Source organism: Candidatus Jordarchaeum sp. (assembly GCF_052745115.1).
Genome location: NZ_JBRAKS010000120.1, coordinates 1 through 10,982, shown reverse-complemented (window position 1 = coordinate 10,982; position 10,982 = coordinate 1). Strand labels below are relative to the sequence as shown.

The window sequence follows — 10,982 nt, the reverse complement described above, 5'->3', positions numbered from 1 at the left end:
GAAATGAAAACCAAAAAACTAATCAGACCCACCAACCGTATTTAGTACCAGAACCTATTTATATATTCTGTTAAGCTGGCAATTATAATAATCTAATATTTTAAGAAAAATAGAAAAATCTATACTATAATAAGAAATCATATTATTTTTATTATATCCTTAAATTTATATTTCGTATAGAGCGGAGAGTTCTTCGGATATTTTCATTGCCTGGAGAGTAAAATGAGTATTTTCAATCTCCATTTCAAGTATTTCAGTAATTTTTATGATTCCATTGGCTAATAGTATTGCTCTATCATACCACCCTTTTTCCAGAGCAAATTTTAAGCTCTCCGTCATGTTCACTAAAGAGTTAGCCTTATTTAGCACTAAACCACCTCAAGTGGCTTTAGTCAATTATACACAAAGACCTATTTAAGTTTTTTGTTGTTATACTACATAATTGAAATATGTTCTGTTAAAAATTATATAAATTCTAATAAATGTCAGACGATTTCCATATTGCATTATAATCAAATAGACTTTAGACCCAAAAAAGAGTGCCAATTTTACATACAATATAACGGTTCACCTATTAATCAAAGTTGATGGTTTACCGAGAAGCTACTAGTGTAATATTCTAATCTCACACACTTTTTTTAGTAAAATTAGTATCAGAGAGTTAACGGAAAGGTGGGTAACTTTGTTTCTGTCCAAGAAAGGTAAAGCGTTTCACGGGAATGAAAGAGAAAAAACAGAAAATATTGAAAATATGACAAAAATACTATTTGAGGAAGTTTCCAATCTCAACCGTCGATTTAAGATTTTGGAGCACCAAGTGAAAATTATAATTCAGGAAGTATACGGCATTAGAAAAATAGATACCGAAGACTCTGGTAAGAAGATTATCTCAACGCAGCAATCAGCCTCCGAAATTGTGAACAAAAGCGAGAACAGTAAATCATCCATTATCGCTGAAGATCTGCTCTCACATGCTCCGGTTTCGTCCCCCCCTTCCTCAAATGACTTTTTCTCTCCGCCTTTATCTCTTAAATCAGAGAAGGATATCACTTCTCCCGCCTCCCACCGCTTTACCGCCTCTCCTTCCGAATCCGCACATCCTCCAAAATTTCCCACCTTTCCTAGCCCCTCTCCGGATGAGGAAAAAGAGAGTGAACTAGCACAAAAAGACACTATCTACCACATAATACCCCGAGTTAAACTTGCAACAAAATCTCGGAGCAATAAGTCTGTAAAAACAGAGGAATAGCAAAACAAAGAAACCACTTGAAATTGACTGAAAAGGCCACATTTTAAAAATCGCTATATTGTTTAAATTTGTAGAATCTTTCTCTATATCATAGAACGGTAATCTAGCTCTTTCATGAATAGCCCGGGCGAATCACGTTTTCCTCTTTCATTATATTTTTAAATCCTTGATACAATTTAACTATCGGACAAAGTGCTCTCCCCGAGAGAAAGGACAATCTAAGTTTAAAGGTTAAATCTAATCTTAAACCATAAGGTTCCCGGATAAAACCCGGTACCCTTGGAAAAACTCGGTATGGGACAAGTGGCGGAGCAAACCAATATTTAACAGAATATGATTATAAGATAAATCAATATTCACATAATCTTCTCTAGTGATATTCGCATGGTTCCAACATTTATGAAATAGGGTATTGGCTGGCCTCCTGAATTAAGTGAATAATAAAAACTTACCGGGTTTTGATATTCTGGTAGTAAATAAGGTAAGCATATTTGCCAAATATATTTGGGGGTAAATTAATGGCTCTAGACCCGTGGGTAATAAGTTTGTTGGCCTCCATAACATTCCTAGGCCTTGGTATACTTCTCATAATTCTTGAAGCTAAACTGGGAATAGGAATCCTCGCGGTGGGCGGAATAGCCTGCGTAGCGATCGCAGTAATCATACTATTCCGTATACAAAATGTCCCAGATGAATACGTATTCTATGTGGATATACTGAAATATACAATTATGATATCCGGCATAGTGCTAAGCGTCTTTTTCGGATACATAGCCTATAAAGGATACCAGACAAAAAAACTGGCGCCCAAATTAGAAGCCGAATCACTAATAGGCAAAATTGGAATAGCCAAAACCGACATCGATCCTAAAGGCCAAGTAAATCTGGAAGGAGAACTATGGAGCGCAGTATGTAAACAAAAACCCTACGCCTACGAGGGAGAAGAAGTCGAGGTAATAGGCTTTGAGGGTTTAACACTCATAGTAAGACCAGGAATATACAAGAAAATAGACCAAGAAATGGTGGACGAAAAAAGAAAGAAAACCTCAAAATGGAAGAAATCCAAAAAACCTTAACAAGCCTACGAATCTTATTTTTTATATTACTCTTTTACTGGAGTATAAACTATTCCGGTTTTCCTCTAATAAAATTCAAATACTGTACAACTTCACTTATCTTTGAGATGATTCCATTTGCTGCTAGTTTCCACCGCCAAACACAACATCCAAGAACTAAAACAGATAGAAGAATACGTTGACGGCTACGAACTAGGAATCGGCTTAGAAGAAAAAAACAGAAAGCTATGCGAAGAACTAGGCGAAAAAATCTTCACCATCCACAACCTCCCCGCAATCAGAACAGACCACGACAAAAACTTCATGATGAACCCCGCGGTCGACCCCCAAGGCTCCGCACGAATGGTAAAAAAAATGGTAGAACGAGTAAACAGCTTCCTACCCGAATGGAAACTCTACGGGATACACGGAGGCCTCCGAGGAAAAATAAAAGGCCCCAACGACTTCGTAATAAAAGGCCCCAAACTAACAGTTCAACAATGTATAAAAAACATTTCACGATTCAGCCACCTACTAAAAAAAGAAAACCTTCTAACCACAGTCGCCTTAGAAAACATTTACGGAGCAGATAATGATTCACCAGCCATCGGAATGGACGAAACCGAACTAGGCGAAATCGCAAAACACATAGATCTACTACTCGACCTCGGACACATGGCAGTAAACTGCGCATACCAAAACACCAACCTCAACCAGATGAACTTCAATAACCTACCCCTAAAAGAAGTACACATAAGCTTCCTAAGATCAGAAATAAAAAAATACTCCGTAAAATATCTAGACAAAAATTTGATGTACTGGGATCACCACCCCTACACCGAAACAGAAGTAAACCAGCAAATACTAGAAGTAGCCCAAAAAATGAAAAAAAGAACAGAAATCATCACCATAGAAATAACCGGAACACCCGAAGAAATAGAATCATCACTGGAAAAATTACAGATCCTAAGATAAAAGCCACCCACTTTTTCCTTAGTTTATTTAAATCCTGATGTTAATCTCATAAGGTAGTATACAATCCCACTCTACTACTCGTTCTATATGAAATCTTTATAAAGAAATGTATAAAATTTGGGAGTTAAAATTACTTAATATATTTTTACAAATTTATGAAATTTATAAAAATCATAGATAAAATTGAGATGATTATAAAAAAATTTTTAAAATAATCCATAAAAGAAATCAAAGAGATATCTAAGAATTAAAAAAGTTGAGGGAATAGACCTTGGAAAAGAAGCCGTTCTGGTTCGGAATTTTAGTTTTCCTTCCCTCTTGGGCATTGGCGAACGGTTTACTTTTTTTGCCTAGGACCAGTCAAATCGATGTTACTATACTTGTGCTTTCATTCGTCGAGTTAATTGGTATAGTTTTAATTATTGGGGTTCTGCTTTTCGAGTTTAAATTCGATTCTTACTGGAAAAAAATAGTTATAATGGGTGTATCGGTTTTGTTGGTGGGATATTGGATTATTAATCCCGTAATTTTCTATTTCTTTCCCCAACCAGCTATTCCCCTTGACTTTTTGAGGCAACTGTTTATATTTATGCCTCCAATTTGGATTCAGCTTATTCCCGCTGCCACTGAAATACTCGGAATAATCATAATATTAACAAGTATAAAATTTAGTAAACAAAAATTAAATGAGACAAAAATTACAAGGTAAAGGGAAGTACCGAGCTTTGAAAATAGAAAATCTAGAGAAACAAATCTCCCTGTTAAACGATTCAGACAGAATGAAGCGGAGCCATGCTGCCTTCAATGTTGCCAGATACGCGATGCTGGGAGTACTCGATAAGAAGGCTCTAGAGCCTTTGACAAAACTGCTAAAGGATGCGGATCGCGAGGTTCGTATGAATTCTGCGTTTGCTGTTGGAGAATACGCTTCCCACAATATTTTTGATAAGGCCATCCCAAGGCTGTTAGTTAAGCTGTTAAAAGACTGGAGTAGCAAGGTTCGCTGCCGAGCCACTACCTCGCTAGGCGAGTATGCTAAGATGGGTTTTTACAATAAAAAAATCATTAAGCCCCTTCTCAGATTTCTTACTGATGATGATAAGGAGCTCCGTGCAAATGCGGCTTGGACCCTGGGAATATACGCTGTAAAAGATATCCTAGAAAAAAATAACTCTGATATTGTAGAGAAAATACTAAAAACTCGTGACCCCAATGTTAAAATCGGGCTCTCCCTAGCCGCAGGGGAATGTGCCTGGAATAATGGGCAAATAAGGGAGAGAGTTCTGGAAGCATTCATTGGACTTTTAAACCATGAGGATTTCCAGGTTCGAGAGGGAATCGCCTTCATAATAGGGCAAAACGCGGAACAAAAACATACCGATAAAAGAATTCTGAATCCCCTCCTCGACTTGTTAAGGGATAGCCATCCTGCGGTTCGCATTAATGCCATTTTTGCTCTCGTAATGTACGCTAGGAGAGGAATAAAAACAAAATATCTAGTAAAAAAACTTTCAAATTTAACCAGAGACCCCGATAAAGACGTGAAAGAAACTCTTCAAAACTTTCTTTATAAAATAAACCTTGAAAAGAGTTCTAATGCAAACTCTGTTTGAAATAGAATTTTAAGATTGTTAAAACGATGAACATTTTTTCCTCAAAATTACGCGGGGTTGTTTTTGCGTATTTCTGCTAGTTTGTCAAAAGATTTCTTTAGCGGTTCGTATATTTCTCTGTATATTTCATACAGCTTCGTGTAGAGCTTGTGGCGCTCTGGGTTGGGATTGAAAACTTTCTTCACTTTTGCCAGTTCATCACAAGTTCTGAACAGGTCTTGAAATATTCCTACGCCGTTTCCGGCCATTATTGCGTCTCCTAGAGTTTCACCATCGGCACTTACCTGGTGGATTGGTTTGTTGAATACGTCGGCCTTTATCTGGAGCCACAAATCACTCTTTGAGCCTCCACCGGTGGCTCTTAATTCTTCGATCCTCACTCCTCCTTTCTCAGCGATTTCCATGCTGTGGCGAAGGCCGTAGGCTACCGATTCCAGAATTGCTCGAATAATATGTGCTCTTCTATGAGTTAGATACAATCCAAAGATGACTCCTCTGGCATTAGCATTCCAGATGGGGCTCCTTTCACCGGCAATATAGGGTAGAATAATTAAGCCGTCTGATCCTGGGGGAATCTTGGAGGCTTCAAGATCCATGATTTGATAAGGGTCTAGTCCTTGCTTTTTTACTGATTCTAGTTCCAAGTAGCTGAAGACGTCTCTGAACCATCTTAGTAGACCGCCACAAGCGGTCATGGCTCCACTCACTACGTAGAATCCCATTTCGCCCTCAGAGAAGAGTCCCTTATCACGTAGTTTGGGATAGGGCTTGTCTGTGCAAATCATTAGTGCGCAGCTGTGTCCGGTAAATTCAACTGCTCGTCCCGCTTTGACTACGCCCGCTCCTAGCATTGCCGAAAAGGCGTCGGAAGCTCCAGCCACTACGGGTGTGCCCTCAGCCAACTGTGTTTCCTGTGCAGCCTTTGGTGTGACTTCTCCGATAACTTCTGAAAAGAAGTGGCTCTCAGGAAACATGTCAGGGTCAATGAATTTTTGAATCTCTGGGTTAACCATAGCTAGATTCTGGGTTATGTCTGAAGTAAACTGGTCAGTCAACTTCTGATTAATGAAACCATTTCCTGAAAGAAACTTGTATGTTTTTTTGAATATGTCTGGCTCATTTTCAAAAATCCACTTGAGCTTTGGTAAAGGGTCGTGCAACTTGCCTCCCCGAGCATCCATCCAAATTATGGCCGGTCTTAGTGGCTCTCCTCTCTCATCTACGGGCAGCACAACGGGAAAAAGGGAGCTTACACATATCCCTGCTATCTTATTCTTTGCACTGGATTCGGTTTTAGTCAAAATTTCACGAATAGATTGCTTCGTTAGCTCCCACCAGAGCTGAGGAGAGTGTTCAGCCCAACCGGGTTTTGGATGCATGGTTTGATATTCTCTATTGGCTTTAGCTATAATCCTTCCAGTCGTGTCGTAGAGGACTGATTTAACAGCGGTTGTTCCAACATCTATGCCAAGAAGATACTCAGTGTTCTGTTGGCCTCTACTCATTTTAATTCCTTCATAGCTTCTTCCACGGTTACGTTCTCGTGGACTATCTTGGCTATAGCTCTGGTCATTGCCGTTGGATTCTCGTACTGCCAGATATTTCTACCAAATACCACACCCTTTCCACCCGCATCAATAGCGCCTTTTACGACTTCCAGGACATCTTTGGCAGTGTCCATTTTTGACCCCCCAGCAATCAAAACCGGTATCTGGCAGGTCTCTGTCACTCTTCTGAAGCTTTCCGGGCTTCCAGTATAATTGGTTTTGATGAAGTCGGCTCCATACTCTTGCCCAATTCGGGCCGCAAAAGACACGTGGTTGACATCGTAAGCGTCTTTAACAATTTCACCGGGCATGGGAAGAGTTTCTGCTAGTAGGGGCATCCCCCACTCTTCACATTCCTCTGCCACGTTTCCCAGAATCTCAAGAGTAGCAGCTTCACAAGGAGCTCCGAAGAATCCCATCACAATGACTCCATCTACACCCATAGTAACCGCTTCCTCCACGCTATACAGTAAACTCCAATCCGTTACGTTGGCAAAATCCAAGAGACTATAAATGCTTCCACCACTATCGATACGCAGTATCGTTCCAACACGTCCAAGCATAAGATCATAAAATTGTTTCATTACGCCAAAGGTGGTCATTATCGCGTCGGCACCACCTTCTATCACCTTCTCGATGGTCTCCCTCGGATTTTCTAATCCCTGCATTGGACCAAAAGTGGAAGCGTGGTCCATGGCAACAACCAGTGCCCGACCATCCTTTTTGAAAATCCTACCTAACCTTAACTTTTTACCTACGTATGTCATATCTTCTACCACCTATAATTTCTTACAGGTTGTTTATGATTTCATATAACTGTTTAAGGAGGTATTATCATTACTTTTAGTCCTTCTTTATTTTCTTGGACTTGAAAGGCTTTGTGTATTTCATCTAGAGTGAATCTGTGTGTTATGAATTCGGCTACGGGAACCTTTTTTGAGGCAATCAAATCTAAAGCTTCCTGATAGAGTTGTAGATTAATCTCTATGGTTCCTATCCAATTGCTTCCCGTTAGTTCGACTTCTCTGTAGTGGATTATGTTTGGGTCTAGTTGAACTATGCTGCCTTGCGGTGCGCCCCCGAATATAACCACTCTTCCTCCTTTCCTGACAATGTTTAATCCTTGCTCTATCGCTGTTGGATTACCTATTGAGACGATTACTGAGTCGGTTCCCCAATCCTTTGTTAACTTTTTTATCGCTTCTATCGGGTTTTCCTTAGAGGCGTTTACAACATGGTCTGCGCCGAATTTTTCCGCGTATTCTAATCTTTCTTCTGCCACTTCGCTTACGATGACTTTTGCGCCGACAGATTTTGCTATCATCATTAATTGTAACCCCATTTGTCCGGCACCAATTATGGCAACAGTGTCTCCCGCTTTTACCTTGGCTCTGTCTTTTACTGCGTGTAAGCAATCTGCCAGGGGCTCCACGAATGTGCCTTCCTCGTAAGATACTTTATCCGGGAGTTCAAGAACCATACCGGAATTCAAGTATCCCTTATCTAACTTGGCATACTCCGCATAGCCCTCAAATCCCGCACCAGCAATACGCATACCCACTTTCCAATTTTCAACATTATCTCCAATCTTCACTACATCGCCTGTCCACTCATGTCCCAAATTAACCGGATAACTGTGCACCGATTGATTTCCTGTTCTATATTTCCGTACATCTGTGGGACACACCGCACAAACCTTCACCTTCACTAGGGCATCATTAGGTCCTATTTCTGGAATGTCTATTTCAACCACTCTTAAATCTCCCTTTCCATAGAGTAATGCTGACTTCAATAAAAATACCTCCTATCGGGTACCAGTTTCTTAGCCTAATCCAGTACCGATTCTTGAATAATTTCTACCTCTATTTAAATTAACCTATAAATAAAATATGGGATTTAATGGTTCCGTTAAAACTAATAGCAGATTCTCTAAACAGCCGGGCTATTTTTAATACACCGAGGAAAACTTGGAATAAATAAAGAGTCTACATACTAAACAGAGAAAACAATCGGGATTTGTATTATCTAATTTCTTGTCTTCCGGTCATTTCCTCAATCTCGATTTCGTAAACATAAAATTGCATTCCTCCACCCTCATCACTGGGTGGAGCTCGAATCCCTGATACGGTGCTTAGAAAATTCTCCATCCTTTCTCTGGCAATGGCTGCATCCTCTTCTCCCATGAAGGGTTCAAAAAATTTTTCAAAAAGAATTCTTAACCCTCTCTGAAAGTCCTCCACAAACTTGGCTTTACCGTAAACTATAACGCTTTTCCATGAGCCATTCCCATAAATCTCATCTGTTTGAAAGCAAACTCTGGGATTTTTTTCCAAGTATTGGGTCTTTTTACCTCTTCCCGAATGAATGTAGATTTTGCCCTCATGGTACGCATAAGAAACAGGAACCACGTAAGGCTGATCGTTAACCGATACCCCCAATCTACCTACCCTATTTCTGGAAACCAATTCTTCTATTTCATTTTGCTCAAGTTCTAATATTCTTCCATGTGAAGAGGCCATTAAATCTTTCATGATTTCTCACCAAAACAATTTCTAGAAGGGAATAAGGGAGACCCCTAATAATCAAAATCGAACTTTTCTTTACCTACTTTAATTTAGTTTGTGATGTTTTAGATTTTTCCCTTTTAGCAAATCTTTCTTAGATTTTTCTGGGTGCGAAATACTTTTTCATATTAAATTTGATTCTGGATATTAATTGTTCTGGGTCTTCTGAGGATAGATAAAATTCTGTAATAATTCCCGCCATTCTTTTCATATACAGGTATGGTTTTGTACCAGAAGTAGCAAAAAGAGACGTCCCCCACAGTCTAATGCCCCATCCCGGAGCATACTCAATCCTTTTGTACGGTCTCAGGTCAATTTCATACAATGTATCATAGCGGATTGTTATTGTGAACGGGAAGAATTTAATCTGTAACCGATCCCTTCTAACAACGTACCTCATTTTATAGTAGACAATTCCAATGTAAACCAAAAATATGGTAATAGCAAGATATATTAGAGCTAGTATTTGAACCGTGCTTAGAGAAGTGTTGAATAACTGCTGGAGCGAAAATTGGCCGAATGCGTATACTAGGACGCCGAAAATTATTACACTGAGAAAAACTATGAAGATTATTCGGTATGCAAAAACCCTTGAGAACGGCGCTTCCTCAACATAAATATACGTAATTTTTGCCCTCTCCTAGAAATAAAATATTATTATTTCTATTATACGTATCATGTATAATTATGTAAAAATAAAATTATAAATTATTCCCCCCAGAAATAAAATGTTGAAAGCCAGTGAAACCCATGATAGAAAATGAAAAAATTTCAATTATAAGCAATGGAGTACGCTTAGGTGGGACACTCTTTTACCCCGACACCCCTAAACCAGTGCCCGGAGTTTGTATCTGTCACGGAATCCCCCGAGAGAACAAGCCCGTTGAAGAAAAGGGTTACCCCTTTCTGGCAAAAAAGTTCTGTGAGAAAAATTGCGCAGCCCTAATTTTCAACTTTCAGGGAACCTCTGGAAGCGAAGGCGAATTCAGCTTTTCCAACTGGTCTCGCAACGTTCTTGACGCCATATCCCATTTAGCCTCCAATCCACGAGTCAACCCCGAAAGGTTAGGATTAGTGAGTTTCAGCGCAGGCGCATTTGTATCCTGGGCCGTCGTAGCTAATGACCAGAGAATAAAGGCTTTCGCAAGCTGCTCAAGCCCCTCCGATCTAGCAAAAATCCCCTTTATCGGAGAAGGAATCAAGTACGCAGAAAAATATGAAATCTTGAAAATAACAGATATTAAAAAAGCACTCAAAGAACTGAAAAACGATTTGCGGGAACTAAACCCTCTCAAATGGGCGGAAAAAATTTCACCCCGACCGGTTCTAATAGTTCACGGAGACCAGGACGAGGTTGTCCCGGTTCAGAGTGCCCACGATCTATACCAGAAAGCTAAGGAACCTAAAAAAATTCTAATTTTCAAAAACGTGAACCACCAAATCAGAAAGAATCAGGAAGCCATGGACACCGTGGTGGACTGGACGGTTAAAAACATTTAAACCAAAACCTGAAATTCTTTATAAATATATTAAATTACATCTTTTAAAATCAATTTTTCTAAAATTATTAAAATATTTTCTCATACTTATACAGGAAACTTTTCCATTTTGCCGCTTAAAAAAATTTTAAAGGTCTGAAAAACACCTTAGAATTATTGCGGAACAGCCAACTCTCAGGACCTGATCATAGATGAACTACCTCAAATTTATTGCCCTACTGTTAATCATTCTTCTTCTAGTGCCGTTCCTAACCTTTCTGTTTTATGGTTTCCTACCATTTCTCCCAGGAAATCCGACTTTCGATAAGCCTAAAAACATACATTTAACCTATCAACAAAATGACCCAGCAACCACTGTAACCATAATGTGGCAGACAAAAAATCCTACCACAGGAGATACTGTCTTATATGATGAAGTCCCTCGGGGAGGCAGTGGTTTGGAATTTTGTTTTGTTTTTTGTGTTTTTTAGTCTTGTGGCT

12 protein-coding genes are annotated in these 10,982 nt (G+C 39.4%); 6 read left to right on the top strand and 6 right to left on the bottom strand.

Going from position 1 to position 10,982, the window contains the following annotated elements; genetic code table 11:
* Nucleotides 1-165 precede the first annotated feature (165 nt).
* Nucleotides 166-369, bottom strand: a complete 204-nt coding sequence (locus ACUVXA_RS10105) for a hypothetical protein (protein ID WP_445871135.1) — start codon at nt 367-369, stop codon at nt 166-168.
* 313 nt (nt 370-682) lie between these two features.
* Here ACUVXA_RS10105 and ACUVXA_RS10100 point away from each other — a divergent pair, with 313 nt between their 5' ends.
* From ACUVXA_RS10100 to ACUVXA_RS10080, 5 genes are all read left to right on the top strand, one after another.
* The gene (locus ACUVXA_RS10100) at nt 683-1,249 is read left to right on the top strand and encodes a hypothetical protein (protein WP_445871134.1); all 567 of its coding nucleotides are present in this window, start codon (nt 683-685) and stop codon (nt 1,247-1,249) included.
* Nucleotides 1,250-1,767: 518 nt separating this feature from the next.
* Entirely contained in the window at nt 1,768-2,325 is a 558-nt protein-coding gene (locus ACUVXA_RS10095) for an NfeD family protein (RefSeq protein WP_445871133.1), read from the top strand.
* Between the two features lie 117 nt (nt 2,326-2,442).
* Entirely contained in the window at nt 2,443-3,279 is an 837-nt protein-coding gene (locus ACUVXA_RS10090) for a hypothetical protein (RefSeq protein ID WP_445871132.1), read from the top strand.
* Between the two features lie 271 nt (nt 3,280-3,550).
* Nucleotides 3,551-3,988: a hypothetical protein gene (locus tag ACUVXA_RS10085; RefSeq protein WP_445871131.1), complete on the top strand. Its 438-nt coding sequence runs from the start codon at nt 3,551-3,553 to the stop codon at nt 3,986-3,988.
* A gap of 16 nt (nt 3,989-4,004) precedes the next feature.
* Nucleotides 4,005-4,892 (top strand): HEAT repeat domain-containing protein, encoded by an 888-nt coding sequence (locus tag ACUVXA_RS10080; RefSeq protein WP_445871130.1) that lies wholly within the window; start codon nt 4,005-4,007, stop codon nt 4,890-4,892.
* A 47-nt stretch (nt 4,893-4,939) separates the two neighbouring features.
* Here the strand turns inward: ACUVXA_RS10080 and ACUVXA_RS10075 are convergent, their stop codons facing one another.
* From ACUVXA_RS10075 to ACUVXA_RS10055, 5 genes are all read right to left on the bottom strand, one after another.
* Complete coding sequence (locus ACUVXA_RS10075) at nt 4,940-6,397, bottom strand: FGGY-family carbohydrate kinase (RefSeq protein WP_445871129.1); 1,458 nt, start codon at nt 6,395-6,397, stop codon at nt 4,940-4,942.
* Complete coding sequence (locus ACUVXA_RS10070) at nt 6,394-7,206, bottom strand: class I fructose-bisphosphate aldolase (protein ID WP_445871128.1); 813 nt, start codon at nt 7,204-7,206, stop codon at nt 6,394-6,396. The genes ACUVXA_RS10075 and ACUVXA_RS10070 overlap by 4 nt, the downstream gene beginning before the upstream one ends.
* 53 nt (nt 7,207-7,259) lie before the next feature.
* Entirely contained in the window at nt 7,260-8,231 is a 972-nt protein-coding gene (locus tag ACUVXA_RS10065; protein WP_445871127.1) for a zinc-binding dehydrogenase, read from the bottom strand.
* A gap of 229 nt (nt 8,232-8,460) precedes the next feature.
* The gene (locus ACUVXA_RS10060; protein ID WP_445871126.1) at nt 8,461-8,970 is read right to left on the bottom strand and encodes a pyridoxamine 5'-phosphate oxidase family protein; all 510 of its coding nucleotides are present in this window, start codon (nt 8,968-8,970) and stop codon (nt 8,461-8,463) included.
* Nucleotides 8,971-9,097: 127 nt separating this feature from the next.
* On the bottom strand, nt 9,098-9,403 hold the full coding sequence (locus ACUVXA_RS10055) for a hypothetical protein (protein ID WP_445871125.1): 306 nt from the start codon (nt 9,401-9,403) through the stop codon (nt 9,098-9,100).
* Between the two features lie 350 nt (nt 9,404-9,753).
* On the opposite strand from ACUVXA_RS10055, the gene ACUVXA_RS10050 reads away from it, so the two are divergent.
* Complete coding sequence (locus tag ACUVXA_RS10050; protein ID WP_445871124.1) at nt 9,754-10,503, top strand: alpha/beta hydrolase family protein; 750 nt, start codon at nt 9,754-9,756, stop codon at nt 10,501-10,503.
* Nucleotides 10,504-10,982: the final 479 nt, after the last annotated feature.